This window comes from Corynebacterium sp. LK10 (genome assembly GCF_008042455.1).
Classification (GTDB): domain Bacteria; phylum Actinomycetota; class Actinomycetes; order Mycobacteriales; family Mycobacteriaceae; genus Corynebacterium; species Corynebacterium jeikeium_D.
Genome location: NZ_NOVT01000016.1, coordinates 54,507 through 81,184 on the forward strand (window position 1 = coordinate 54,507; position 26,678 = coordinate 81,184).

At 59.8% G+C, this 26,678-nt stretch carries 25 protein-coding genes and 1 tRNA gene; 11 read left to right on the forward strand and 15 right to left on the reverse strand.

The window, feature by feature from the left end; genetic code table 11:
• Positions 1-313 precede the first annotated feature (313 nt).
• Positions 314-1,843 carry a catalase gene (locus CHU70_RS05320; RefSeq protein WP_147719229.1) on the forward strand — a complete coding sequence of 510 codons (1,530 nt, stop codon included), beginning with the start codon at positions 314-316 and terminating at the stop codon, positions 1,841-1,843.
• Positions 1,844-2,067: 224 nt separating this feature from the next.
• On the opposite strand, the gene CHU70_RS05325 is transcribed toward CHU70_RS05320, so the two are convergent.
• From CHU70_RS05325 to CHU70_RS05370, 10 genes are all read right to left on the reverse strand, one after another.
• Positions 2,068-2,415 (reverse strand): hypothetical protein, encoded by a 348-nt coding sequence (locus CHU70_RS05325; protein ID WP_016421912.1) that lies wholly within the window; start codon positions 2,413-2,415, stop codon positions 2,068-2,070.
• A gap of 140 nt (positions 2,416-2,555) precedes the next feature.
• Complete coding sequence (locus CHU70_RS05330) at positions 2,556-2,864, reverse strand: hypothetical protein (protein ID WP_016421913.1); 309 nt, start codon at positions 2,862-2,864, stop codon at positions 2,556-2,558.
• Between the two features lie 588 nt (positions 2,865-3,452).
• Positions 3,453-3,794 (reverse strand): monovalent cation/H(+) antiporter subunit G, encoded by a 342-nt coding sequence (locus tag CHU70_RS05335; RefSeq protein ID WP_016421914.1) that lies wholly within the window; start codon positions 3,792-3,794, stop codon positions 3,453-3,455.
• A gap of 24 nt (positions 3,795-3,818) precedes the next feature.
• The gene (locus CHU70_RS05340; RefSeq protein ID WP_005511667.1) at positions 3,819-4,109 is read right to left on the reverse strand and encodes a monovalent cation/H+ antiporter complex subunit F; all 291 of its coding nucleotides are present in this window, start codon (positions 4,107-4,109) and stop codon (positions 3,819-3,821) included.
• Positions 4,106-4,588 (reverse strand): Na+/H+ antiporter subunit E, encoded by a 483-nt coding sequence (locus CHU70_RS05345; RefSeq protein ID WP_016421915.1) that lies wholly within the window; start codon positions 4,586-4,588, stop codon positions 4,106-4,108. Before CHU70_RS05345 ends, CHU70_RS05340 begins: the two co-directional genes overlap by 4 nt.
• The gene (locus CHU70_RS05350; protein ID WP_242451357.1) at positions 4,588-6,129 is read right to left on the reverse strand and encodes a monovalent cation/H+ antiporter subunit D family protein; all 1,542 of its coding nucleotides are present in this window, start codon (positions 6,127-6,129) and stop codon (positions 4,588-4,590) included. The genes CHU70_RS05345 and CHU70_RS05350 overlap by 1 nt, the downstream gene beginning before the upstream one ends.
• Before the next feature lie 11 nt (positions 6,130-6,140).
• Positions 6,141-6,623 (reverse strand): sodium:proton antiporter, encoded by a 483-nt coding sequence (locus CHU70_RS05355; protein WP_147719227.1) that lies wholly within the window; start codon positions 6,621-6,623, stop codon positions 6,141-6,143.
• On the reverse strand, positions 6,620-9,526 hold the full coding sequence (locus CHU70_RS05360; protein ID WP_370449633.1) for a DUF4040 family protein: 2,907 nt from the start codon (positions 9,524-9,526) through the stop codon (positions 6,620-6,622). The genes CHU70_RS05355 and CHU70_RS05360 overlap by 4 nt, the downstream gene beginning before the upstream one ends.
• 771 nt (positions 9,527-10,297) lie before the next feature.
• Positions 10,298-10,374: transfer RNA gene (locus CHU70_RS05365), tRNA-Pro, on the reverse strand.
• 171 nt (positions 10,375-10,545) lie between these two features.
• Positions 10,546-11,481, reverse strand: a complete 936-nt coding sequence (locus CHU70_RS05370; protein ID WP_016421919.1) for a metallophosphoesterase — start codon at positions 11,479-11,481, stop codon at positions 10,546-10,548.
• A gap of 39 nt (positions 11,482-11,520) precedes the next feature.
• Between CHU70_RS05370 and CHU70_RS05375 the strand changes: the two genes are divergently transcribed.
• Positions 11,521-11,982, forward strand: coding sequence for a GatB/YqeY domain-containing protein (locus CHU70_RS05375; RefSeq protein WP_016421920.1), 462 nt, complete (start codon positions 11,521-11,523; stop codon positions 11,980-11,982).
• Positions 11,983-12,061: 79 nt separating this feature from the next.
• Here CHU70_RS05375 and CHU70_RS05380 read toward each other — a convergent pair whose 3' ends face one another.
• Positions 12,062-14,470: a transglycosylase domain-containing protein gene (locus tag CHU70_RS05380; RefSeq protein WP_147719225.1), complete on the reverse strand. Its 2,409-nt coding sequence runs from the start codon at positions 14,468-14,470 to the stop codon at positions 12,062-12,064.
• Positions 14,471-14,840: 370 nt separating this feature from the next.
• On the opposite strand from CHU70_RS05380, the gene CHU70_RS05385 reads away from it, so the two are divergent.
• The 4 genes from CHU70_RS05385 to CHU70_RS05400 all read left to right on the forward strand — a co-directional run bounded on the left by CHU70_RS05385 (position 14,841) and on the right by CHU70_RS05400 (position 17,033).
• Entirely contained in the window at positions 14,841-15,203 is a 363-nt protein-coding gene (locus CHU70_RS05385) for a WhiB family transcriptional regulator (protein ID WP_005511664.1), read from the forward strand.
• Between the two features lie 104 nt (positions 15,204-15,307).
• Complete coding sequence (locus CHU70_RS05390; protein ID WP_005511670.1) at positions 15,308-15,469, forward strand: hypothetical protein; 162 nt, start codon at positions 15,308-15,310, stop codon at positions 15,467-15,469.
• 136 nt (positions 15,470-15,605) lie between these two features.
• Positions 15,606-16,082 (forward strand): RidA family protein, encoded by a 477-nt coding sequence (locus CHU70_RS05395; protein ID WP_070595909.1) that lies wholly within the window; start codon positions 15,606-15,608, stop codon positions 16,080-16,082.
• A gap of 135 nt (positions 16,083-16,217) precedes the next feature.
• A complete protein-coding gene (locus CHU70_RS05400) occupies positions 16,218-17,033 on the forward strand; it encodes an MBL fold metallo-hydrolase (RefSeq protein ID WP_070432015.1) in 816 nt (271 codons plus the stop codon).
• A gap of 619 nt (positions 17,034-17,652) precedes the next feature.
• Here CHU70_RS05400 and glxR read toward each other — a convergent pair.
• Positions 17,653-18,336, reverse strand: a complete 684-nt coding sequence (gene glxR, locus CHU70_RS05405) for a CRP-like cAMP-activated global transcriptional regulator GlxR (RefSeq protein WP_005511668.1) — start codon at positions 18,334-18,336, stop codon at positions 17,653-17,655.
• 500 nt (positions 18,337-18,836) lie between these two features.
• On the opposite strand from glxR, the gene nth reads away from it, so the two are divergent.
• Genes nth through CHU70_RS05425 form a run of 4 tightly spaced genes read left to right on the forward strand, consistent with a single transcriptional unit; the run spans position 18,837 to position 22,594 of the window.
• Entirely contained in the window at positions 18,837-19,769 is a 933-nt protein-coding gene (nth, locus tag CHU70_RS05410; RefSeq protein ID WP_370449631.1) for an endonuclease III, read from the forward strand.
• Positions 19,770-19,785: 16 nt separating this feature from the next.
• Positions 19,786-20,547: a TlpA disulfide reductase family protein gene (locus CHU70_RS05415; RefSeq protein WP_147719224.1), complete on the forward strand. Its 762-nt coding sequence runs from the start codon at positions 19,786-19,788 to the stop codon at positions 20,545-20,547.
• The gene (locus CHU70_RS05420) at positions 20,544-21,401 is read left to right on the forward strand and encodes a CoA pyrophosphatase (RefSeq protein ID WP_016421925.1); all 858 of its coding nucleotides are present in this window, start codon (positions 20,544-20,546) and stop codon (positions 21,399-21,401) included. The genes CHU70_RS05415 and CHU70_RS05420 overlap by 4 nt, the downstream gene beginning before the upstream one ends.
• A complete protein-coding gene (locus CHU70_RS05425; protein WP_070652844.1) occupies positions 21,398-22,594 on the forward strand; it encodes a MarP family serine protease in 1,197 nt (398 codons plus the stop codon). Before CHU70_RS05420 ends, CHU70_RS05425 begins: the two co-directional genes overlap by 4 nt.
• 82 nt (positions 22,595-22,676) lie before the next feature.
• On the opposite strand, the gene CHU70_RS05430 is transcribed toward CHU70_RS05425, so the two are convergent.
• Together CHU70_RS05430 and CHU70_RS05435 are read right to left on the reverse strand one after the other, a co-directional pair.
• A complete protein-coding gene (locus CHU70_RS05430) occupies positions 22,677-23,654 on the reverse strand; it encodes an alpha/beta fold hydrolase (protein ID WP_070549773.1) in 978 nt (325 codons plus the stop codon).
• 94 nt (positions 23,655-23,748) lie between these two features.
• On the reverse strand, positions 23,749-24,249 hold the full coding sequence (locus CHU70_RS05435; RefSeq protein WP_147719223.1) for a phage holin family protein: 501 nt from the start codon (positions 24,247-24,249) through the stop codon (positions 23,749-23,751).
• Positions 24,250-24,453: 204 nt separating this feature from the next.
• On the opposite strand from CHU70_RS05435, the gene CHU70_RS05440 reads away from it, so the two are divergent.
• Positions 24,454-25,461, forward strand: coding sequence for a hypothetical protein (locus tag CHU70_RS05440; RefSeq protein WP_147719222.1), 1,008 nt, complete (start codon positions 24,454-24,456; stop codon positions 25,459-25,461).
• A gap of 24 nt (positions 25,462-25,485) precedes the next feature.
• Here the strand turns inward: CHU70_RS05440 and CHU70_RS05445 are convergent, their stop codons facing one another.
• The gene (locus tag CHU70_RS05445; protein ID WP_049189454.1) at positions 25,486-26,367 is read right to left on the reverse strand and encodes an HAD family phosphatase; all 882 of its coding nucleotides are present in this window, start codon (positions 26,365-26,367) and stop codon (positions 25,486-25,488) included.
• Positions 26,368-26,678 lie beyond the last annotated feature (311 nt).

Here is a 26,678-nt window from a genome sequence, read left to right on the forward strand (position 1 = left end):
GAAATCCTACCCTTAACCCCCCGTGGGCAGTGGTAGTGCTGGCTATACCTTTTATTCAGTGCTGATAGGTATTGCATGAAAGCGCGGTAAGTGCTTTTCGACGGTCATTGCGGGTGGTTTTCGCAGAGGGAATTTTGCCCTTTTTAGGGCCGGGTGTTTGCGGCTGATACAGCGAACCTAATCGGACTAATAATTAAGTCCACATATCAATCGCGGGAGACTAATAGGCAAAATATGAAACTTCGTGTAGGGTGGAAAACGTCAGGGCATGTTGTGACTGCCATCTAGCCCCTGTCTTTAGGAGGAAATCCCCATGTCCAATCTCTATGAAGGTTCCAATGGTCCGACCACTCGCCTCAACGGTGCGCCGGTTCCTACAGAGCAGCACTCGCTAACCAATGGCCCACAGGGAGGTATTAACCTCCACGACATCCACCTGCTGGAAAAGCTCGCGCACTTCAACCGCGAGCGCATTCCGGAGCGCGTTGTTCACGCTAAGGGTGCAGGTGCTTTCGGTGAACTGACCATCACCGAGGATGTCTCCAAGTACACCAAGGCTGCAGTATTCCAGCCGAACACGGTCACGCCGATGCTGGCGCGATTCTCTACTGTCGCAGGTGAGCAGGGCTCCCCGGATGGCTGGCGTGACGTGCGCGGCTTTGCACTGAAGTTCTACACCGAAGAGGGCAACCTCGACATCGTGGGCAACAACACGCCAGTGTTCTTCATCCGCGATGGCATTAAGTTCCCGGACTTCATCCACTCTCAGAAGCGCCTGCCGGACACAGGTTTGCGCGACGCCAATATGCAGTGGGATTTCTGGACTGCCTCTCCGGAGTCCGCTCACCAGGTCACTTACTTGATGGGTGACCGCGGTATTCCGAAGGACTTCCGTCATATGGATGGCTTCGGTTCTCACACCTATCAGTGGATTAACGCTGAAGGGGAGCGTTTCTGGGTTAAGTACCACTTTAAGACTCGCCAGGGCTGGGAGTTCCTGGCGGATGATGAAGCCGCCGAGCTGGTTGGCGAAAACACCGACCACGCTCGCCAGGATCTCTTCGAGGCAATTGAGCGCGGCGACTACCCAACCTGGGACGTCAAGGTGCAGATCATGCCTTACGACGAGGCCGCCAGCTACAAGGTGAACCCGTTCGATCTGACCAAGACCTGGTCCCAGAAGGACTACCCGCTGATTCCGGTCGGCCACTTCACCCTGAACCGCAACCCGGGCAACTTCTTTGCTGAGGTTGAGCAGGCCGCCTTCGCACCGTCGAATACGGTCCCGGGTGTCGGCTTCTCGCCGGACAAGATGCTGCTGGCGCGTGTGTTCTCCTACGCTGATGCGCACCGCTACCGCCTTGGCGTCAACAGCGATCAGCTGCCGGTGAACCAGTCTCGCTGCCCAGTGAATTCCTTCTCGCAGGATGGTGCGGCCACGTACTACTACTCGGATCCGAAGCTGCCGGTTCACGGCTCCAACGCCACCGCTCGCGGCCCGGAGGCCGATACCGCGGCTGCGGCTAAGGCCGCTGGCTGCCCAGTGCGCTCCGGTCACGCCGGCCAGGTCGATGCTGGTGCCTTTGGTCAGTGGGAGAGCGTGGGCGAAGAGTTCTACGCTGGCGCCTACGTGCAGCACCCTGAGGATGATGACTTCTCGCAGCCAGGCGACCTTGTTCGCAACGTGATGGACGATACCGAGCGCGATCGCTTGGCAAACAACATCGTCGGTGCCATGCAGGGTGTCTCCCCAGAGGTGGAGCAGCGTGTCTATCAGTACTGGGCCAACGTTGATTCCTGGCTCGGTGCCGAGGTGGAAAAGCGCTTTAAGGCAACGAAGTAAAGCAACCGCGTAGGGCTGTGCAGTAAAACCGCAGAGTAGAGCTGCACAGTCACGCGGTAGATCAAAGTAAATAGAAAAGCGTTAGCCCTGCAAATGGTTGAACCATCTGCAGGGCTAACGCTTTATTTAAAACTTCTGTCTGTGCATGACAGCCACGGCTTTGTGGTTGCCTGCACGCCGGCCCGGTTTGGGCGGCTAAGGAACAACCCTAAGTGTGAGCTGTTTTAGGCACCGATGCCCGGCAGGCTCGGGGAGCCGTTGAAAAGCGACTTCGGAGCAGCTGCAGCCTCGTCGGCTTCTTCGGCGGACTCGGACACCTCTCGACCCTGTTCGGCAGCGTCGGAGACACTATCAGCCTCAACGCCGGAGACGTGGGTGGAGTTGTCGTTGTGGGTGGACTGATCGTTCGTGATGTTGATGTCCATGAAGTCGCGGCCGAACGGAGCGTTCCAGTCACCGGTTTCCAGGAGGGTCAGGTCACCATCGATGGTCGGGTTAATCTCGAAGGTGACGTTGACGGTCGGGCCGGAAGGCATTGCTTCCAGAACCTCAACGATAGGAGTGACGTCCATTTTTGGTGTTCCTTTTAGACAGTAACGAAATGAAGAATATCGGTTTTAACTGAACAATAAACCGCAGTCTTTTTTAGAGACTGGCGGTTTATTGTGTCAAGGATTGGCGGAGCTATTGTCCTGCCATGAAGCCCAGGAGCTTACTTGGCGCCGATGCCAGAGATGCTCGGGTTCAGGAAGTCGAACTTACGCTGGTCGGACTTGTCGACGGTGGTCTCCGGGTTCAGGAAGTCGGAAACCTCGACGTCGTGGGAGTCGTGGGTGGAGTGGTCGTCGGTGACGGAGATGTCCAGGAAGTCGTTACCGAACGGCAGGTTCAGGTCGCCACCGACGTTAGCGAAGTTGACGTCGTTGCCAGCCAGCTGCTCGAAAGCCGGCAGCGGGCTCTCGACGGTGACGGCCGGAAGGGCTTCGAGGATGGTTGCGATATCTTCTGCGGAGCAGGACATGAGAAAATCCTTAGGTTCTCGGGGGTAAAGATTTTGAGTCGCTCTTGGCTGACTCACAGAAATTAAGTTAACCGATGGGGCAAGGGGCTGCAATGAAAAAATAAGTGCCTCGATCCGCTTTCGGTCGGTTGCGTCCCTCAAAGCTCGCTCAAATTCGCCTAAAAACATTGGAAAGAGGGCGGTTTTGTGGTGTCTGTGACGACTCCGGCCTCTGCCTGAATATCGGATGACAAAAGCGTTGTTTTCTTAAAATTTACCGGGATTGCATTGATTGTTTTGTTCTTGGTGTCACAAAGGTGCAGGCAAACGGCAAATTCATCACAAATGATAACTAAGGGTTCCCTAAGTAAGGGAAACCAAAGTTTAGTAAATGGCAAAAACTGCCACTCAATTTAGGGACATAAATGGAGTTAACGACCGGGCCATAGCCTATGAGAGGTACATCACATTGTGGGAGGCCAAAAGTGTGGGGAAATATACCCCCTTTTGGGTAGGCCGGGTGGCCTAAAGGGGGTGTCGGAGCGCGCTGAGGGGTCGCTGTGAAACTGGCCGCTAACGGTGTGTTCAGGACGTTTCCCGCGCCGCTAGCTACCGCTCCGGGACGTAGTCCTCAGCGGAGCCGTCACGGGCACCCAGCACCGCGCGTCCAAGTACTTCGGAGGCGACGGTAGCGACGACCAGGACAGCAACAATGGCCAGAATGGCGGTGAGGGTTTTGCCCCACGTCAGATCGCCCTGGTCGGCCTCTAAGACCAAGTTGGCAATCACCAGCGCGGGGATGCCCACCATGATTCCGGCGGAAAGTTGGTTCAACCGGCTCAGGGCATCTTTAGAGCGCCACATGGCCACGCCCGCCAGGAGCAGGTACAGAGATCCGCCAATGACCAGCACGGCAAACAAGATAGTTACAAGGATTGAAGCGATACTCATAGTGCGATTCGTCCTTAATCGGTCTTAGCGGCGGCCACGGGAAATAACTCGGGCCAGGCCCACGGTCGACAAAATGCCAAGCAAGCCCGCCAGCATTGCAATATCGAAAGTAATGGCTGTAGTCCGCAGCATGGCAGTTGTGAGGAACACTCCCACCATGGGGTAGAAGGCGGCGTCGGAAAGCACTGCGCGTGAGACATTGCCCTTGACCCGGAAGATCAGCACCACGCCCACAAGCAGCGCCACTGAACACAGAGCAATGCCAATGCCGCTAATTACCTGTACTGCGGTGGGATCGATCAATGTGTCATTCATGAGCGTGCTCCTTTGTCTTCGCCATTGGAGGCAATGCCATCCGGCAGTGGCAGACCATGGTCGACCTCAGCGGCAACACCGACGACGGCATCCGGGTCAATGAACTGGTCTGCGTTGTATTCCTCGAAGACAAATGCCTTCGGGCGGGGGACATCGCGGAGGCGGGGGACGAGGTGCTCCTCCATGTCGTAGAGGGAGTCGTACAGCGCGTCCAGGTCGGCACCGAAGATCGCGTGGATGATAAACAACCGTCCCGCATCGGTTTCACGGACGCCGCAGACCAGCGTGCCCGGGGTCATGGTGATGGACTCAGCAAAGAGAGTGACCTCAAGATCAGACTTCACACGCAGCGGCAGCCCAATGAGTACCGGCTGCTGCTTCTGGTTCGGGCGCAGAGTATCGAGCACCACGTCCGTCGCAGCCACAACAACCTGCCAGACCAGCCAGAGGGAATAGCGGATAACATGCAGAAACTTCATCAGTAAATACCTCCGATGGCGTTTTCAACTCCGCCGAGAGTCGCCTCGCGGTAGCCATCAATATTCAGCAGCGCATCAGCCGCGCCGGTGGTCGCCCAAGTGACGGCGCCGGCCGCGACGAACATGGCCACAGAAACAATTGCCAGCATGGCGGACGGCGCAACCAGCGTTCCCGGAACTCGAACAGAATCATCCACGCCCTGCATCGGTCGGCCCCAGAAGACCGCGCGCCACAGGCGAATCATGGCCAGCAGCGAGCCCAGCGAGGCAACGATGATTGCGGTGATCGCAACGATCGAGCGGGCATCGCCAGTGGCGGCAGAGGCAAAGACAATGCCCACCTTGCCCCACACGCCGGAAAACGGTGGGAAGCCCACAATGGAGAAGCTCATTGCCGCCATCACCCAGGCGACCGCCTGGTCGCGGCGAGCAAGCCCAGAAAGCCTGGAGAGCGTACCCGTACCGTAGGTCTCTTCCACTGCGCCGGAGCCCAGAATGAGGGCGCCGACAGTCACCATGTGGTGGATTGCGTAGAAAATACCCGCAGCCAGGGCAGCCTTGGCGCTGCCCCCGTCGTTAGCGTCCGTGAACGCCAACACAATCAGAATGAACGGCATACCCGTGACCATCTGGTAGGCCAGCACCTCACGCATGGTGTTCTCCGCGAGACCAGCAAACGCGCCGACCAGCATCGAGATCGCCATGATGATAATGATCGGCCAGTGCCAGGAGGGATTCATGCCCACAATCACGACGTAAATGCGGAAGAGCATGTACACCGCAACCTTCGTATGCACCGCAGAGAACAGTGCCATCACCGCAGGGCTTGTCGACGGGTACGTCCTCGGCAGCCATGTGTGCGCCGGAACCAAACCAGCCTTCACACACAGCGCAATGATGACAATTCCCAGCGCGACCACACCCGTGCCGCCAGGGCCGCCCTCGCTGGCCATGTCGGCCAGCATTGCGATGTTCACATTGCCCGCCGAGCCGTAGATCAGCGCGACACCAATCAGCAGCACCGTGGAGGTCAAGAGGTTGACCAGCACGAAGTTACGGCCAGCAGCCAGGCGGTGCCAGGTACCGGTGACCGCAATTAGGCCGTAGGAGGGAAGCAGCATGACCTCCATGAACACGAAGAAGTTGAACAAATCGGCAGTCAGGAAAGCACCCGACATACCGGACAACATCATCAGTGTCAGGGAGGGGAAGAACCGCGAAGTGTTTTCGCCCGCGACGTGGGCGAACCAGTTACCGATGGCAACCACAGCCGCGGCCACACCCAGCATCAGCATGGAGAACGTGTCCGCCAAGAAAGGAATCGAGATACCACCGGGGAACGCGCCCACACCGTGGCCGACCGGGCCGTTGTCAGCGACGTAGAACATCACCCAAAACGCAGCCAGCGACGACAGTGCCGGAACGGCGATGCCCATCGTCGCGCGCATCCACAGCTTCGGCAGAATGGCTGCGACCGCCGACAGAATCAGCGGCAGTGCCGCAAACAGCGGCAGTAGCGAAGACAGAGTTGAAGGGGACATTGCAGAGGCTTCTACCATTTCTCGTCACCGCCGTATGGGGTCTCGCGCGGGAACTTATCCGGAGCCGGAGTGACTCCCGGGGTGCCGGTGACCGTGGAGTCCGAGTCAGCCGGAATGTGCTTACCTGCACGACGACCAGCCGTCGACAGCTGTCGCATAGCCTCGCGGTCCTCATGGATACGAGTGTCGTCATCGCGGCCCAAACCAGACAGAGCCAGCATGAACGCGGTGACGGCCATGGTAATCACGATGGCCGTCAGCACGAATGCCTGCGGCAGCGGGTCAGCCATCTGCTCGGCAGCGCCAGCGCCCGCAGTGGTCTCGTTGCCCAGCAGCGGTTCGCCGCGCCAGGCGCCGACACCCGTGGACAAAATAATCAGGTTGGCGGCATGGGAAATCAGAGTCATGCCGATGATGGTGCGCAGCATGCCGCGCTGTAGCACCAGGTACGTGCCACCGCCTGCGAGGACGGCAGCCATGATGGCGATAATCACTTCTTAGCCTCCTCAACGGTGGCATGAGCTGGGGCGGGGGCGGAGGCGCTCTCCGCTTCTGAGGCGAACACGCCCATCTCCGGCGGCACCCGCAAGCTCGAGCGGTCTGAGTAGAGATCCTGCATCACATCGTCCGACCCGGTCACACCAGGACGGTTCGGGCCGCCCAGGAGATTCAGCGCGGTTGCCACAATGCCGATGACGGCCAGGTACACGCCGACGTCGAAAAGCAATGCCGTGGTGAGGTGCTGCCCCAGGAACTCGCCGTAAAGCGGTGCCAAGAACGACCCCTTGGCGAATCCGACGAAGCCCGTGCCGATAGCCGTGATGACACCCGCAGCACTGAGCGCCACCGGGATCTTCTTGCCGAAGACCAGCTCGTCGCGGTCCTTGGACAGGTAAATCAGCATGACGGCAGCGGCACCAATCAGCGCCGCGTTGAAGCCGCCGCCCGGAGCGGTACCGCCGCGGTAGAGAACCACAGCGGACAGGGCGAACAGAAGCGGAGCCAACCAGCGGACCAGCCAGCGCATCATGATGGAGTTCAGAGCGGGCTCCGCAAGCGGGGAAGGCTGATCGAGCAGGTGCGGGAAGCGAGGCATCGACGTGACAACCGCCGCCATCGCGACACCCGCCATACCGAGAACCGCCAGCTCACCCATCGTATCGAAAGCACGGAACTCAACCAGGATCAAGTTGACAATGTTGGTCTCGCCCGTGACCTTCTCAGTGTTATCGATGTACCACTGCGCGACCTCAGGCATCTGACGACGGCCAGTGAGGAACCACACCGCGCCGAACGTAGCCAAGCCCACGGCAACTGCCACAACCGCCGCCGAGGCACGGCGGTTCTTCGAGGTCTCAGAGAACGCACGCGGCTGGAAGCGCAGCACCAGCATCATCAGCACGACAGTCAGGATTTCCACCATGAACTGCGTCAATGCCACATCCGGTGCGCCCAGCAGGAGAATCTGCAGCGTGACACCAACACCGGTGACGCCGAGCAGCACAGCCGCCTGCAAACGGTTCTTCGCCCGAAGCGTGGCCCACACGCCAATCACGACAACAACCAGCGGAATCAGATCGGTCAGGTGATCGATGCCGTCGATCTTCGGCAGCACCGGAGCGCCCCCGACACCCGGAGCGATTGCAATAACCAGGGCGTACACCGCGAGCAAACCAAGCAGCGGCAGCAGGTGACGCGATGGCTGATGCGAACGCGCCACCTTGCCCATCGCGCGCCCCACACGCTGCGAGACGCTCAGCGACGCGTTGATTGCCTCCACACCAGTGAACGGGAAGAGCTTGCGGTCTGCCATGACGGCGCCTACGCGGGCACGAGTGAAGATGAAGCCCACGCCGACAGCCAGCACAACCACAGAGATGATCAGCGGCACATTCACGCCGTGCCACAGGCTCAAGTGCGATTCCTGAGTCGTGCCAGCCGGAAGCTGACCGACCGTATCGGCCACGCGGTCCAGCGGGCGGTTCAAAATAGCGCCGGCAGCGAAGGCGGCTGGAAGGCTAAGCACGCCAGGGATGGCAGCCGGGAGCCACAGCGAAATTGGAGCCTCAGTGATGTGGTCCACGTTGCGCGGACCATCCACAAATGCACCGAACACCAAACGTGCCGAGTACGCGAAAGTACCAATCGCACCAATCGCCGCCACCGTCAGCAGAATGACGACACCGGTGTTGCTGAGCGGCGCACCTTCGAATGCGGTCAGCATGCCTTCCTTCGACATGAAGCCGAAGAACGGCGGAATTGCCGCCATCGATGCCGCACCGAAAATCATCGAGCCAAAGCTCCACGGCATCTGCTTCCACAGCGGACCGAGGCGACGAATATCGCGCGTGCCTGCCTGGTGATCAACCACACCAGCCATCATGAACAGCGAAGACTTAAACATCGCGTGCGCAATGGTGTGCACAACCGCAGCCATAATCGCGAACTTCGTGCCCACACCAATCGTGGCGACAATCCAACCCAACTGCGAGACCGTCGAGTACGCAATCAGCTTCTTCAGGTCAGTCTGCTGCAGCGCAAAGTAGGCCGTGGCAACAGCCGTCCACATACCCATGACGATCAGCAGCAACTGCCACACGCGCACGTCCGCGAAGACCGTGGAAAAACGCATCAGCAGGTAAACGCCTGCCTTGACGACGGCCGCAGCGTGCAAGAAAGCCGAGACGGGAGTTGCCGCCGCCATGGCCTCTGGAAGCCAGGCGTGGAAGGGGAACTGAGCTGCCTTCGTGAAAGCGCCCAGGGCCACCAGCGCGGCAATGAGGCTGCGCGCTGCCGGGTTGGCCTCCCACTCAGGCGAAGCCAAAACCTCGGTGAGATTCGTGGAACCGGTCAGCCACACAGCACCGCCGAGGGCGGCCAGAAGCAGCAGGCCGCCGGTGAAGGTCAGCAGGAGTGTGCGCAACGAGCCCAACTCGCCCGACGAACCCGACCTTGCAATGAGCAGGAACGACGCCATCGAGACCAGCTCCCACCCGATGAAGAGGAGCATGATGTCGTCGGCAAGCACGAGGAGCAAAACCGCCAGCATGAACGCCGTCATCAGGACGTAGAAGCTCATCGCGGACTTCTTCGGCGGCAAATACGCGGTGGAGTAGATGAAGACTATCGAGCCCACCAACAGCGCCAAGAAACTGAACACCATGGAGAGAGGATCGAGCTTCAGCGCAAACGCCGCATTCAGTTCCGGGGACCAGACGCGGGACCAGGTGAAGGTGGTGCCGTCGAGGATATCGCCCGTTACACGCGAAAGCTGGACCACCGACGCGAGAAAAAACGCGACGATGGGCCAGCCTGCATGACGACCAAGGATCTTCACAAACAGCGGGGTCAGCGCCAGGGCAACCGCGACCAACAGCGGGACCGAAAGGAGGGTCAGGCTGTTGGCGGAGGTTTGGGCTGCTTGGGTGGCTTGGACTGCTTGAGCTGCTTGAGCTGCGAGCGTTGTTGCGTGCTCTGCGGAGCTGCTTGCTTGGGGGGTAATCGTTGCCGGGGCAGAAAGAATGGAATCTAAAGAATTCAATGTTGCCGATACGCCGCCGGACGCAAACTCAGAAGCCAATGTCTGGTCTGGTGGTGCGGTCGCCGACGGCGGACTGGCTGTAAAGGGGCTGGCTGATGCCAGAGCTGTTGCCAGGTGCGTCACTTGGGGGCTACTTTCACATTGCTGTTAAAAAGGTTCGTACTTCTACAGACTAACAGCCACGAAATTGCTCCACGCGGGGTGAAAGGGGCATTTGGGGGAGCGGGGAAAGGCTCTGTGGATCCAGTAGTGAAAATACATAGGAACGAGTGATGAACGGGGCGTCGGTGGGAGTTACTGACTGCGTTTATGTCTGGTGACGTTGGATTGATCCGAGTTACTGACTAGGTTTATGACAAAAATGGCCCGAAAAATGGCTTGAAAGTGTCATAAACTCAGACAGTTTCACATTTGCAGCCCCTGAGTTTTCGGGTTGACAGTTTTGCCACGTAACCCCGTAACCCCGGGCTGTGGTGCTGCCGCGGTTGGGGTCTGACTAGTCGCTATCTTGAGAGTCAGACACGCTCTTTGGCTATCAACCCTGAACGGCGGCGAAAAGTAGGCCCAGAAGCCAATGACAAAACCCTCCCTCACTTGGATAACTCCAGGTGAGAGAGGGTTTCTACTTGGTCGGGGTAGCGGGATTTGAACCCACGGCCTCTTCGTCCCGAACGAAGCGCGCTACCAAGCTGCGCCATACCCCGAGGCCGCAGACACGAACTGGGAACATACGTCTCAGTGCTGTGCTTGCGAGGACTTACTTTAGCCCGACGCTGAGTCAGAATGCAAAACGCCTGCTTAACGGGCTGTGGGAACAAGCCGCGGTCTCCGCCGCGCCCTTACAAACTACGAACTGCACCCCGACGGACTACGAACTACGAATCCCGCTCCACAACCTCAATCAAGGTCGCGGATGGGCGGCAGAACAAGCGCACCGGAGCGTAAGGGGAAGTGCCAAGGCCATTGGAGACATGCAGCCATGTCTTCTCGGTCCAGCGCGACAACCCCGAGGCCCGCGAGCGGTCGATACCGCAGTTGGTCACAATGGCCTTCCCGCCGGGCAGGCACACCTGGCCACCGTGGGTATGGCCGGAAAGCACCAGGTCGTAGCCGTCTTCCGCAAAAGCATCCAACACGTGGGGCTCTGGCGAGTGCGACAGGCCGATAGCGATGTCGGCATCCGCATTCGGAGCACCGGCGATCTGCGAATAATCCTCCAACTCGTGATGAGGGTCATCTACACCGGACAGCGCCACCTTCACGCCACCCGCCACAAACTCCAGCCGGGCATGGGTGGCATCCTGCCAGCCGTGCTCGATAAACGCAGCGCGCATGCCGCGCCACGGCAGTTCGACGCGTGAGGGCTTGCGCTTCTTGCCTGTCAGGTACTTCAGCGGATTGACAGGCCGTGGCGCGAAGTAGTCATTCGTACCGAACACGAAGGCACCCGGACGGTTCAGTAGGGGGCCGAGCGCTGCGAGGACACTGGGGACGGCCTTGTCGCTGCCCAGGTTGTCGCCGGTATTAATCACCAGGTCAGGGTTCAGAGCATCGAGGCTGGCAACCCACTTCTGCTTCAACTTCTGGTCGGGGAGCATGTGGAAGTCGGAGACATGCAGAATCCGGAAAGGCTCACCCTCGCGCTTTCCCACCCGGGCGAGCGTGCCGGGTGCCAGCACGGGAACTTGCACACGGTGGAGTTTAAATGCACGCAATTCGATTTGGTTCGCGTAGAGGAACGTCGTCAAGCCAAGCGTGGCGAGAGCTGCGGCAGACCGCAGAATTTGGTTGGAAAAAGCGCGCGATGTCATGACAGAGACACTATCAACTACAGCGGTAATCTAGGGCGTATGAGTGAACTGAAGAACACAATTGTCTCCGATATGACCGCCGCGATGAAGGCCCGCGACAAGGAAACCGTTGCGGCGCTGCGCATGCTGAAGGCCGCCATCCAGACCGAGGAGGTTTCCGGCTCCAAGCACGAGCTCACCGATGACGAGGTGCTGCGTGTGATTGAGCGGGAGGTCAAGAAGCGTCGCGAGTCCGCTGAGATGTACGCCCAGAACGGCCGTCAGGAACTTGCCGACGCCGAACTCGCCGAAGCAGAGGTTTTCGCCCGCTACCAGCCGGAACAGCTTGACGACGACGCCGTGAAGAACCTCGTCGCGGAATCTGTGGCCGAGGTTGCTGGCGATGACGCGCCGAGCATGAAGATCATGGGCCAGGTTATGAAGGTGGCTAAGGAAAAGGCCGCTGGCCAGGTCGATGGCAAGCGGCTTTCCGAGGCCGTTAAGGCTGCCCTGCAGGGCTAGCGCGACCTTTCGCCGTTACCCTCTTCGGCGATAAGCGTTGGAGCTGTCTTCTAGGGCGGACTAGAACGGCAGGAGCGACCTAGAACGGCAGCAGCGGAATCAGATCCCGCAAGCTCGGCGCTGGCGGAGTGTTCGGACGAGGGAACTGCGGTAGCGGATCCGGCCGGGACGTCGTCGAGTCCGGTCGTGGCGACGGCGCTGGTGGCGGGGTCGGACGACGGGTGCCATCGGCCACGCGGATCGTGACGGTGCCACCCTTGAGTAGCAGCGGCGGCTGATCCAACCCGACCACGATGCCGCGCGACTCGCCGGTGAGGGAGACTGTGCGTTCCTCTACCTTGTAGCCAGCCTTCTTAAGGGTCTCCCGAGCCTCGGCCTTCTGCATGCCCACCACATTCGGCATTTGGGTGATAGAGGTACCCAGGCCGTAGTCCGAATCCAGTGGTGGGAGGTTCTTTCCGCCATAGTCCTCGATAACCGGGCCGACTGCGCCGAACCATGTCCGCGCGGGCTCGCGACCACCAAAGAGGTTGCCGTTCGGGCACTGGCGCAGCGGCGACGTGCACAGCTCCGTGACCGTCGGGGTGTCGTTGTAGGCGTACACCGATCCGGCCAGGCCGCCGGTGAAGCCCAGGAATGCCGCGGACTGGTTCGACTCGGTGGTACCGGTCTTAGCCGCGACTGGGCCTTCCCAATTCAGCTCTTTCGCGGCATCCTTCGCGGTGCCATCGGTGGCGTCATTGCTGAGCGCATTAGCAATTGCGTGCGCGACCCCCGGCTCCACTGCCTGCTCGCACGGTGGCACATTCAGCTTGACCGCATTGCCCTTGGAATCCGTGATCGACTCAATCGGAGAGGGTTCGCACCAGCGGCCATTGCTGGCCAGGGTGGCAGCGACATTGGACAGCTCAAGGTTATTCACCGCCGTCGGACCCAGCACGAATGAGCCGAGCTTATGCTCCGAGACATAGTCCGCCACCGAGGACTCACCATCAAAACTGCCCGGCTCCGTGTATGAGCGCATGCCCAGGCGTACCGCCATGTCCATCACGCCATCGACGCCGACCAGCTCCGAAATCTGAATAAAAGGAGTATTCGGCGACCGTGCGAGCGTCTCACGCAGCGACATCGACGGCGGGAAACTACCTACGTTCTCCACGCAGTACAGGCCCGGCGGGCAGCCCTCTGCGCCACCGGTGCCCAGCCCGGAGGCCTCATAACGACGCGGCACCGGGAAGTTGGTGTCAATACCCAGCCCCTTTTCCACCGCCGACGTCGCCGCGAAAATCTTAAAAATCGAGCCCGCGCCATTGCCCACCGGCGTAAATGGCTGCGGCTGCACGGTCTGCATTTGTTCCGCATCGAGGCCGTATACGCGTGACGACGCCATCGCGAGCAACTTCCTGGAGTCATCCCCAGGCTCAAGCAAACTCATAACCTCGGCTGCGCCATCCGCAGTCGGTGACGCCTGCTGACGCAGAGACTCCTGCACGCTGTCCTGCACACGCGGGTCCAGTGTGGTCTTCACATGGAAGCCACCGCGCTTGAGCTTCTCGGTCTCAATACCGTGGTTCTCCAAGTAGGAGACCACATAATCACAGAAGAAACCCCGATCGCCCGCCGCGATACAGCCCTGCGGCAGGCGCTGAGGCTCCGGAAGGATGCCGAGATCAGCTGCCTTGGCGTCCTGAGCCTCCTGCGGGCCAATTGCCCCCGTGGATTCCATGGCCGCAAGCACGTCGTTACGCCGTGCATGCGCACCTTCCGGATTTGTATACGGATCGAGCCCGGAGGACTGCTGAACCATGCCCGCGAGCAGAGCGGCCTGCGGGACATTCAGATCGGACGCGGGAATGCCAAAGTATGTCTGAGCTGCAGCTTCCACGCCGAACGCGCCATTGCCGAAGGGGACCAAGTTCAGGTACTTAGTCAGAATCTCGTCTTTCGTCAGCTCATCTTCCAGATCCAACGCGATGCGAATCTCGCGGATCTTGCGACCATAATCCGTGGCAGTAGCAGCGCGGCGCTCCGACTCCGACTCTGCGTCCACCAGCAGCGTGTGGTTCTTAATCAACTGCTGCTCAATTGTGGAGGCGCCTTCCTGCACCGACTGGGACATGAAGTTCTTTACCGCCGCACGAGCAGTACCCTTCCAGTCCACACCAGAGTGCTCATAAAAGCGCCTATCTTCCACGCTGACCAGCGCATCCTTCATAGCTGGCGAGATACGTTCCGACGGCACATTAAACCGCCGCTGATCATAGAGCCACGCAATTGGCTGATCATTACGATCCGTAATAGTGGTGACCCCCGGTGCGTCCTTAGAAATCACCGACCGCGACGCCGACGCGAATTCATCAGCCGTGCGCGCGACGAGGTAGGCCGAGCCGCCCACAAGAGGAAAGAGGGCGCTGGCCACAATCAACGCAGCCAACACAGTGGCAACGGAGAGCTTGAACAGCGTCGAACCTTTATTCACAGCAATCACACTACAAGGTAGGGCGGATTGAGCCGAAGTGAGTTTTCGAAAATCCGCCTAGAGACATGCCCGGCGAGCCCAGAAAAACGCCTGGCGAGCGGGGGAGGAGTGCTACGAGCGCCCTTACAATACCGGGCAACTCATCGTGTGGTGGTTTCTGGAAAAAGATTTTCATAGTGACGTAAATCACCCCCGTGCTTTTGTTGGAAAAAGTTGCCCCACCTGCATCGTTGTATTTAGAGCTGCGCCACGCCCACCCTCCCAGTGTGACCCAATCGACATTATTTGGTTGGTGTGAATAGACTTACAACAAAATTTCAGCACTATTTAGTTGAAACTATTTCGAAATAACGAAAATCGCAGGCACGAGGAGGCTACAATGACCGCCACGATTCCCGATCGCAACCGCACTGCTACTACGCCAGACTACGAGCTCGGTGTAGAGAGCTTCCGCGATCGTCAGGAGTGGGTCCCGCGCGCTAAGTGCCGCGATATTGACCCGGATAAGTTGTTCGTTCGCGGCGCCGCACAGCGCGAAGCCGCAGTTATCTGCCGCCACTGTCCAGTGGTTCTGCAGTGCCGTGCCGACGCTCTGGATAACCGCGTCGAGTTCGGCGTCTGGGGTGGCCTGACCGAGCGTCAGCGCCGCGCAATGCTGCGCGAGCACCCGGAAATTACTTCGTGGGCCGACTTCTACGCTGAGCAGTACGCAGCTCAGCGCAAGGCAAAGCTGGCTAAGTAAAGCCGCCGGACTGGCGGACAGCTGGCTAAGTAAAAACCGAACTTAGACCGAAGTAAAACTGAACCCCCAGCGCGCGAGGCTGGGGGACAGATAAAGTAGCTTCCATGACTACTAAATGGGAATACTTCACCGCACCGCTGCTCATTCACAACACCAAGGCCATCCTGGACAACTTTGGTGAGGACGGCTGGGAACTCGTCACCGTTCTCCCGGGCCCGACCGGCGAAAACCACGTTGGTTACTTCAAGCGCCCGAAGGCTGACTAATTACCTCGGTGTCTAGCACCTAACTAGCAACGGCGGTTGTGCTTTCGATTGGCAGCTGACTCACGGTTGGCTGCCATCTTTCTTTGGCCGGCTTTATTCGCCGGGCCCTTAGCCGCCGTGGAAAGGCTTAACTTAAATGAGCAACTCTGAATCTCGCACTCCTTCCCAAGCCCTCGAGGACCTCGGGCTTACCCTGCCTGCCGTTGCCGCGCCAGTTGCGGCCTACGTACCCGCAACGCGTACGGGCAACCTTGTTTTCACTTCCGGTCAGCTCCCATTCGTAAACGGTGAGCTCACCCACGTCGGCCACGTCGGCGCGGAAGTCACTGCTGAGGAGGCCAAGGAGGCCGCCCGCACCTGCGCTCTCAACGCTTTGGCCGCAGTCGATGCCGAGGTCGGTCTCGACAATGTCACCCGCATCGTGAAGGTCGTCGGCTTCGTCAACTCCGCCGCCGGATTCACTGGTCAGCCGGGCGTTATCAATGGAGCCTCGGAACTCTTCGGCGACGTCTTCGGCGAACGCGGCCAGCATGCTCGTTCGGCAGTGGGTGTGAATCAGCTTCCGCTGGACGCACCCGTGGAAGTCGAGATCATCGTTGAAGTAGCCCAGTAGCTGCTGTATTTGGTGCCGTGACCAGTGGGGATGTTGCGTTCTCCGGGACGTCGTAAAGCGTGCTTACACCCAAATGAGCCGAATTGGAGGGCGTAGCCCGCTCCCCGGATTGCACAACCACGTAGGATAGAGGACATGGAGCATCCTGCGTATAGCCAACTGCGTCAGATTTCTCAGTCCGTGGGCGTCGTTCTGTGCCCGAACCCCAGCTACTCTTCGCTGGAGGGTACGAACTCCTACGTTATTAAGGCTGAGGGGGATAGCCGCAGCATTGTCATCGATCCGGGTCCGGAGGACGAGGGACACCTGAACGTCCTCCAGCGCTATGCCGGCGACGTTGCGTTGATTCTGCTGACGCACCGTCATGGCGACCATGCTGATGGCGCCGCACGTTTCCGTCAGCTCACCGGCGCGCCGATTCGTGAGCTGGAGTCTCAGTACTGCGCGGGAGGTCAGGATCCGCTTGTCGACGGCGAACGTATCGTCCTCGACGGAGTGACTCCGCAGATTGAGGTCGTGGCAACCCCTGGTCACACCGCTGATTCTGTCTGCTACTTCATCCACACTGGTGATGGCGAGGATGATGTTGAAGGCATCGTTACCGGTGACACGATCGCTGGCCGCCACACCACTATGATTTCGGAGACCGACGGCGACCTGGGTAAGTACATGGAAACCCTGAAAATGCTGGATTCGCGCGGCAAGGGTGTTCGTCTGCTGCCTGGTCATGGTGCTGACCTGCCGGACATCACTGTAATGACGCAGAAGTACATTGAGCGTCGTAAGCTGCGCCTGCAGCAGGTGAAGGATGCCGTTGCCAAGCTGGGCGACGAAGCTACGGTCGACCAGATTGTGGATGAGATTTACACGGATGTCGATCCGGTGCTGCGTCATGCTGCTGAGCAGTCGACTCGTGTGACCCTGCGCTACCTGCGCGATCACGGGGAGTAGTTGCTGGGCTTCGGCTTTGGCTTCGGCTTGGGCTTCGGCCGGTTGCTGGGCTGGTCTGGGCTGGGCTTAATTGAGACTGGGCTGAAGCCGAGCTTGAGTGAAGCTGAGCTTGACTCACCGCATGAAAAGAGCGTGTGACCTGCAATTTTGCGGGTTGCGCGCTTTTTGTTTGGGCTAGTGCCGGTTGGGGTGGGCTAGTGCCGGTTGGGTGGGTTGGCCTCGTCGGGGCCAGCTCAATCACTTATCGATGAGGTATCCACTTGTCGATGAGCTATAGCGCGCGCACAAGTGAACAGCGCATCGATAAGTGATTGATGCAAGGAGAAATCGGTGAATGGTGCATCGATAGGTGCCGGGAAAGCATCGATAAGTGGCAGAAAAGCATCGATAAGTGCGCCAAACTTGGCCGGCATGCCAGGTCAGCATGGCAGGCCGGCATACCAGGTCAGCATGCCAGGCCAGCGGGGGAAGACAACAAAAATCCCGCGAGCCTCATGCGTTTCATGTGCTCCTACGGGAACCGGGGATCCAAAAGCAGAGGCTGCGGGATGTGAGTCGTTTGGGCAGCGCCACAAGCGCAACAAGCTAACGTGCGCCACAAGCTAACGTGCGCAACAAGCTAACGTGCGCGGCGGGCCAAACGCTCCGTATCGGAGATGAGCACGGACTTGCCCTCAAGGCGAATCCAGCCGCGGTGGGCGAACTCTGCCAGAGCCTTGTTAACGGTCTCTCGGGAGGCGCCGACGAGCTGTGCGATTTCCTCCTGAGTCAGGTCGTGGTTCACGCGGAGAGCAGAACCTTCCTGAACACCGAAGCGATTGGCCAGCTGAAGCAGGGACTTAGCAACGCGACCAGGGACGTCGGTGAAAATGAGGTCAGCCAGTGAATTGTTGGTGCGGCGCAGACGGCGGGCCAGCATGCGCAGCAGCTGAGCTGGAACATCAGGGTGCGAACCAACCCATTCCTGCAGCTGATCGGCACTCATGGACGCGGCGGAAACTTCGGTGACGCAGACCGCCGAGGAGGTGCGCGGGCCCGGGTCGAAGATGGAGAGCTCGCCGAACATGTCGGACGGGCCCATGATGGTCAACAGGTTTTCACGACCGTCGGCTGAGCGACGAGCCAGCTTCACCTTGCCATCAATAATGATGTAGAGCCGATCGCCCGGCTCCCCCTCATTGAAGATGGTGGTTCCACGCGGGAAGCGAACCGTCTCGAGCTCGCCGAGCAAGGCCTGCACAGCCTCCTGGTCGACTCCCTGAAATACACCGGCCCGGGAGAGAATCTCCTTGACGTCATCCACGGTAAAATTCTCCTGTCTTGGGCCACTAACCACCGTAAATACAGGCCAGCAGCCGCCAAATTAGCACTCGACTACAGATTGCAGTGGCCAAACAGGAAGAGAAACTGCCCCGTCCCACTAGTTCCACTACTTTCGGTCTTTCCCGGTAACGCCGCTGCCAGCCTTCAAGGCAGGTTCATCCCTGGGCGAATTTCACGACAAATCGCCTCTACAGATGCATCCCAAAACTACGCCGTCACCAAGATGTGATAAGCACCACTGTAGCAAAAGAGCCACTGCGCCTGTGGGGAATTCTGGTGAAAAGCCGCTGAACTGTGTATTTATAACTAACAATTCGCTAACGGTGTTCCAAGATGTGGTGGGGCATGACTTCTTTGGTTTTTGACCGAATATGCCCGAGCTGCTACCGGTTCCATCCGCATCCCGGACGAATCTAAAGATTCAGCTCGCGAAAGGTGCGCACGCGAATTGCAATCCGGGGTAGCCGATACACTACGACCATGGATACGACCGGCAAGGCATCGTCGATAAGCAAGCATCAGACGATAAACAAACCCCAGCCCACGCACCCGCAGGGATCCCTGACGTCGAAGAAGCGTCGGGCGGTGGGGGCGCATCCGGCGGCGCGGGGGAAGGAGACGCGCCTGGGTATGGTGCGGCGCGCGCGGCGGATTAACCGCACGCTGGCGGTGGCATACCCGAATGCGCACTGTGAGCTGGACTTTCGTAATCCGTATGAGCTTGCGGTGGCGACGATTCTGTCGGCGCAGTGTACGGACGTGCGGGTGAATATGACCACGCCGGCGCTGTTCGCTAGGTACCCCACCCCTGCCGATTTGGCGGTTGCGAATCAGGAAGAAGTCGAGGAGCTCGTTCGACCGACGGGTTTCTATAGGAATAAGGCCGCCAACATTATCGGTTTTGCGCAGGGGGTGATGGAGCAGCACGGCGGCGAGGTTCCGGGCACGTTGGAGGAGCTGGTGAAGCTGCCGGGCGTGGGGCGAAAGACGGCAAATGTGGTGCTGGGGAATGCTTTTGGGGTGCCGGGTTTGACGGTCGATACGCATTTTGGGCGTCTGGTGCGGCGCATGGGTCTCACAGAGCAGGAAGATCCGGTGCGCGTGGAGCACGAGATGATGGAGGTGCTACCGCGCGCGGAGTGGACGTGGTTTTCGCACCGGCTGATTTTCCACGGTCGCCGGGTGTGTCATTCGCGTCGGGCGGCGTGCGGGGCGTGCTTCTTGGCGGCAGATTGCCCGTCGTATGGCGTCGCGGGGCCGGCGGAGCCGGAGACTGCGGAGAAGTTGATTAAGTCAGACGACAGGGAATGGCTTCTCTACCTGGCCGGTCTTAATGACGGCTACAGTGGGGAGGAACTTTCCGCGCTTGACGACGGGGATAGCGCGCGCATCACCACAGCGACACAGGACTAGTCGAGGAGCACTTTTCGTGAATGAGCAGGGCGGTCATAGTCACAATGGTGGCCACTATGAGGATCGGCAGGCGGACGTTAACCGTTCGGCATCGCTGATTACGCTGCTCATCGCGGGAATTAGCATTGTGGGTCTGGTGATTTTCGCGATTGTGAATACCACTGGTGGCAATGACGAGGCCGACGGTGGTGGGACCGGATCTGGTGTGAGTGTCGGTGCGGATGGCGCTGGCAATGGTGATGGCGCTGGCAGTGATGGTGAAGTGGATGGTGCACCGGCAGCGCCAGCGATGTCAAAGGATGAGATCGCGGCGGTAGCGGGTAGTGGCTCACTGACCGGTGTGCGCTTGCCGCTGTTGGCGGAGTCGGGAGACTCAGCAGGCCAGGACAACGAGGCTGGGCAAGTGGAACTGGTGGACATGGGGCAGGTCGTCGAGGGCAAGCCGACAGTGCTTAATGTCTGGGCGTGGAACTGTGCGCCGTGTCGCCAAGAGCTACCGCTTATTGAGCAATGGGCCAAGGACAATCCGGACGTGCAGGTGGCGACGGTGCATGCGGCTCGTGAGGCGGGGCGTGGCCAGGCCTTCCTGCAGGAAATCGGAGTGAAGCTACCGACCTACTCGGACACGGTCGACGTGGTCGGACCAGCGTTGAATCTACCGCGAGTTGTGCCCATCACCGTGGTGTTTAAGGCAGATGGCACGGTGGCGACCATTCATCCTGGTGAATTCACCGATGCGCAGCAGATTACGGATCTCGTGCGAGGTGCATTGAAGTGACTCAGGGACAGTCGTGGAATCGTGACGCAAGCTCGGGGCTGTATCTGCCGAAATGGTTGACCAATAGTTTGCCGCCGCACCTGGTCAGCGCTGATCACGACGCGGCAGGTCACGCCAGCAGCGCCAGCCACGCCACAACAGGCCACTCGGAGCAGCAGGTGGCCGGTCGCTCCGCTTCGTCGTCAAGCGTGAAGCGTGCGTTTGCGAAGTTGCGGCGAGACTCCTCGACGCAGGAGAAACCGTTGCGGAATCCGGCGCGGTCGGCGGTGTTGGTGCTGATCAGCGGTGATGCGGAGGCGCACCAACGGCCGGAGGATGCCAGCGTGGTGCTTACACACAGGGCGACAACCCTGCGTAAGCATGCAGGCCAGATGGCTTTTCCGGGCGGTCGTGTCGATCCCGAGGACGTGGATGAAATCGATACCGCGCTGCGTGAAGCCGAGGAAGAAACCGGCCTGAACCGAGAGACGGTGACACCGGTGCGGGTGCTGGACTCGATTGACATTTCGCGGACTGGCTTCGCGGTGAATCCGGTGTTGGCGTATTGGCATGCACCGCATCCGCTGCGTGTGGTCGACCCTGCAGAGACGGAATCGGTGCTCAATGTGCCAATTAGCCACCTGACGAATCCGGACAACCGCATGATGCTGGGCTATCACGGCTGGACAGGACCGGCATTTAAGGTTGGTGACTTCGTCGTTTGGGGCTTTACCGGCGGCGTGCTGTCCTACTTGCTAGACGTGGCCGGCTGGTCAGAACCGTGGGACGACACCAACGTGCAGAAACTTTTGCCAGTGCTCGCGCGTTCCGCTAATGGTGAAAAACTGTCCGTACTGAAGGGAGGCCGACGATGATGCCTGCAATCGCTGTGTTTGACGTTGCGCTGCTGGCGATTTTCATTTTCACGCTTATCGTCGGCTGGCAGCAGGGCGCCGTCTCGTCGATTATGGCCATTTTGGGCGTTGTCCTGGGCTTGGTCATTGGTGTGCCCTTGGCGCCGCTAGCTATGGCGCAGGTCGAGAACCAGTCGGGAAAGGTTCTCTTGGGCCTCGGCACGGTGATTCTGTTGGCGTTGATTGGTCATGCGGTGGGAACAGTGGCAGGGCAGTCGCTGCGGAATACCATTCGCTCGCCGTTGGCCGTCGGCCTGGATTCGAGCCTCGGTGCCATCGTGCAGTCCGTGACTGCGCTGGTAGTGACATGGATGATCGCCGTACCCCTGGCCACCGCCGTGCCCGGGCAGTTCGCCGACTGGGTACGTGAGTCCAAGGGCATGAACCTCATTGACCAGGTCGCGCCCGACGAATGGAGCGACGGCTTCAGTGGCATCCTCCGTCAGCTTCGCGATGATGGAATGCCCGCCATCGCTCCGCCATTCGGCTACAAGCAGAACGTCCCCGATGAACCCGCCGACCCCAATGTGATTTCACAAGGTGTCGTCGACAGTATTCGACCGTCCATCGTCCGCGTCTTGGGCGAGGCCCCGCAGTGCGAACGTTTGCTGCAGGGTACTGGCTTTGTCATTGCGCCGGATCTGATTCTGACCAATGCGCATGTGGTCGCCGGCGCCACCACTGTTCGGCTGGAAACCGTGGTCGGCATGGCTGACGCGAACGTCGTGCACTACGATCCGCTTGACGACGTCGCCCTGCTCAGAACCACCGACCTGCCCCTGGAGCCCATGCAGTGGGCGGATCAGGAAGCTCGTCCGGGCGATGACGCGGTAGTGCTGGGCTTTCCCGAGTCCGGCCCCTTTAAGGCCACACCTGCGCGCGTGACGGAGAACATCATTATTCGAGGCCCGGATATTTATTCGTCGACTCGACACGAGCGCCAGTCCTATGTTCTGAAGGCGGATGTGCGCCACGGCAACTCGGGCGGCCCACTGATTACGCCGCAGGGCCAGATCCTGGGCTTGGTCTTCGGTGCCGGTGTGAACAATGACCAGACTGGTTACGCGCTGACGCACGCCGAGGTCCAGCCACACATCGATGAGGCGATGAATAACTACGGGGCCATCGGCACGCAGCAGTGCGTGGCGGGGTAAGCGGAAAGTTGTGTGTCTGTGGACAGGTCAGCCCCAGCCGCAACCGCAGGAGAGTTCCGGCTAGCTTCAGCCGAGCCGAAGCCTAAGACCCCTCCGGCAACCAGTCCAAGTGATCCCTGATTGCCTGCACCACAGCCTGAGGTTTCTCTGCCGGCAGGAAGTGCCCACAATCCGGCACAACGCGCACGTGACTCGAGCTGAGCTCCACTAGCGCACGTGGGGTACGAGTGTCCTGCTCGCCGACGAGCAGCACCGTGTGCTCATCGCTTTTCGACGGGCCCTCCATCGCACTCAACCACTTGCGGAAAGCGGCCGGAGCCGGCCGCGTCCACCAATTCATGTGAGCCAGTGCAGGACGGAGTGCACCACTGGCCAGGCTATCGGTCATGAGTTCCGCGGTCTGTTTCCCCGCGGGGGTCTCGGCGAACCCCTCCCCGGCGGTGGACATGGACTCGCGCACGATGCGCTCAATGAGCCGCTGCTGGCGAGCCTCAGCCGCCTGCGTGCTGAACTTATTGCGACGCAACTGCGGTACCCGTGGCCGCGAGTCCCACCACGAACGGCGCAGCAGAGGAGCCAGGCTACTGCGGAAGTCCTCCGACCACGGGCTCTTCAACTGGTTCAGCCACACTTTCGGATGTGCAGCACCACAACCAATAATTCCGGAGACAAGATTGGGCTGCCGCGAAGCCAACGTCCACGCCACCCAGGTGCCGAACCCCTGACAGACCAGCAGCGCGGTCGAATGCCCCAACGAGCGAATCGATGAGGCGATGTCCTGGGCCGCCTCAAACGGATCGTAGCCTTGCGGTGTTCGGTCGGACTGACCGTAGCCACGCATAGAAATAGCCACAGCGTGCACGGGGAGGGGATCGCCCGAGTCGTCGTTAAGCAGCGGCAAAACCTCGCGCCATTCAAACCAACCGCCAGTCGAGCCGTGAATAAACAACACGAGCGGATCGGAGGGGCGGCCGCACTCGGCGATGTGTAGGCGCTGGCCGCGGACGTGAATGAGACGATGACGCCAGGGGCCAGTGAGAGAATCGCGGAGGGAGGTCATGAGGGGAAAATACCTTATCCGAAGGGCTTAAACCGGGACTGAATAAGACAAAAGGGCGAGACCAACAAAGTCCCGCCCAATTTCTTTCAAGCCTTTAGGTGTACATACCGTTCGACTGCGAAGACTTCTTCGCCGACCCCGACGGCACGACCCCCTTCAGCTCCTGCATCGACTCGATGGTCTTCTCCGGCTTGCGGATCGACTTGACCTTCTTCAGACCCAGCAGTGCTGCAACACCGGCGATGACCAGCATCAGAACGAAAACGATGAGGAACGCAGCCCAGGTTGGCAGCCAAACATCCAGCAGCCAGCCGAGGAAGAAGAAAAAGAAGAACGAGGAGTACAGCGCGACGACGCCGGCAACCGCGAAGAAGCCACCGCCAACTGCGCCCTTCTTAGCCTCGCCAGCAATTTCGGCCTTGGCCAGCTCAATCTCAGAGCGAACCAGAGCGGAAATCTGCGAAGAAGCATTAGACACGAGCTGGCCGATGCTAGCATCACCCGATGCGTTGCTATCCACATCACTCAGCGGGATAGCGGTAACACGCGGTTCGGTGCCGTCGGTAAAGAGACCCTTCGTATCGTCGTTGCTCACGTGTACTTCCTCCTACGCAGATGGTTGGAAAAGATGGTTTGAAACTTTAAACCTGCAGTTACAAACTGCCATACTACCTCTGATTGTGGGTAGGGCGCGCCATAAGGGCGAAAAAGCCAAGAACTCGTTGAAGTTTTTCTCATCTTTGACCATTTCTATATAAGTTTGTCACTTACTTAGCGGTGAAGAATTAGGGTGTGGGATATGAACAATCAGCCTGAGAACGTGCGTGGAGCCGATGGAATTGGCGCCGGTGCTGGCAATGGTGTCGGCAATGGCGCCGGTGCCGGAAAGGGGGGCCTAGCTGGCATGAGCCTGGGTGTGTCCTCCGTGTCGGCGAAGAAGCGCGCAGAGCGTGAGGCAGCGCAGGCGAAGGCATCTGAATCGGGTGCCGGTGGCGCTGACAGTGCTCCCGCCGCTGCTATTCCGCAGCTTGACCCCAAGGACCCCCTCGCGCCCCTGTGGCAGCTCGACGGCGTTGCGCACGCGGCTGATGTCGCGGCCAAGGCTATCCAGGCCGTCCACCGACACAAGGCCAACCTGCGCAAGCACAACGTCACCGGCTCCGAGTCGGTCCTGCGTGGCGCTCGGGCATCGGCGTGGCTAGAAGGCGGCGAGCCATCGCTTCCCGACGACGGCAACATCACCGATCCCGTACTCGCAGCAGCCCTTCGGGTTGCCGACACCATTTCCCCGGAGTCAATTGGTGAGACCACTCGCGTGTGGCAGCGCGCTCCGCAGCAGGTGCTGGCCAAGTTTGCGTTGAACGCATCGCCCGCAGGTGAGACTGAAGACGGTTCCGAGGCGCGGATGAAAGCCGGGCGTCCGGTTGGTGACGACAAGCTCTCGTCTGCGATGAAGGAACAGCGTCTGCACGTGCTCGGTGACTTCATCACTGGCCGCAGCCAGATCCATGCTGGTGTGCTCTCGGCGATTGTGCACGGTGAACTGCTGACTCTGCGCCCCTTTGAGTACCACAACGGCATCATCGCCCGCGCCGCCTCGCGGCTGACGACTGTCGCAACCGGCCTGGATCCGCGTGGCTTGGCCGTGCCCGAGGTCTACTGGACGCGCCACCGCCAGGAGTATTTCGAGGCCGCAGAGGGGTTCGCGTCGGGAAACGCCGATGGCCTGCGTTCGTGGATTCTCCTGCATCTGGAGGGGCTGAAGGCCGGTGCCGTGGAAGCGCGCGGTATCGCCGAAGCGGTGTAGGCGGGCCGGCTGCTGGATGGTGGGTTAGTCGGCCTTTGGCTCGTCGTCGTTTTTGCGCAGTGCCAACAGCGTCGCACCCGCGCCAAGCGCCAGTGTGACGCCGGCAAGAATTGCAGCATTGCGTTTCGACGGCGCGCGAAACAGCGGGACGGGATTCCGGAATTGGCGCACAGGCCACTCACGCTCTGCCGCAATCTTGCGCAGAGCGCGATCGGGATTGACCACAACGGGATGGCCGACTGCAGCCAGCATGGGCTCATCAGTGATGGAATCCGAGTACGCAAAGCATTCGGCCAGGTTGAACTGGCGCTTTTCCGCTATCCGACGCATCTGCACAGCCTTGTTTTCGCCTCGGCAGAAGAACTCCGTTTCACCCGTGAAGAGCCCATCGCGGACCTCCAGCTCGGTGGCCACCACGTTGTAGACACCGAGTGCCTGCGCAATGGGCTCAACAATCTGCCGAGCCGACGCCGAGATAATGAACACCTGATGCCCCCGTGCGCGGTGTTCACGAATGAGCTCCAAGGCCTCGGCGTAGATGTACGGCGTGATGTTCTGCTCTAGGGTTTCGATCGCGACCTGGCGCAGCTCCCGGGCGCTGTGACCAGCGATAAGAGCGGAGAACTGCTCGCGCGTGGCCTCCATTTGCGCCTCATCGTGTCCCTGTGACATGTACAGGGCGTGACTGAGTGCCATTTGCAGCATGTCCGTCGGCGAAATGATGCCGCGCTCGAGGAATTGCTTGTTGAACGCATATGCCGAGCTCTTGGCAATAATGGTTTTATCCAGGTCAAAGAACGCAGCGACGCGAGAGTTAGCGGTGGCGGGAGCATCGTCCACGATGCCTGTGTTCGTAGAAGCGTGCGGCTGCGGCGTTGTTGAAGCCCTGTTCTCGCCGGTGTTCATAGACTCTGAGCTTACCCATGGATGTCGGGCTCGGGGAGACGTGGGATGTCGGGCTCGGGGAGACGTGACATCGAATATCGTGACATCGAACATATTGGGCATTAAATCCTTTAAAAGGTATTTGCAGATTCCTCGTGATATGTAATACTTGGACGTGGCTGGCCCCTTCTAGTTCTTTTTAGAAACAGACTGCGAGGCCGCCCCGGCTCAATCCCCCCCCCCGAGCCGGTTAAAGACGCCTCGCGCCAATCCCCCCCCCCGGCGCGGGGCGTCGCCCCTTTTTTGGCCCAATGTTGAGGGGCATGTAGTAA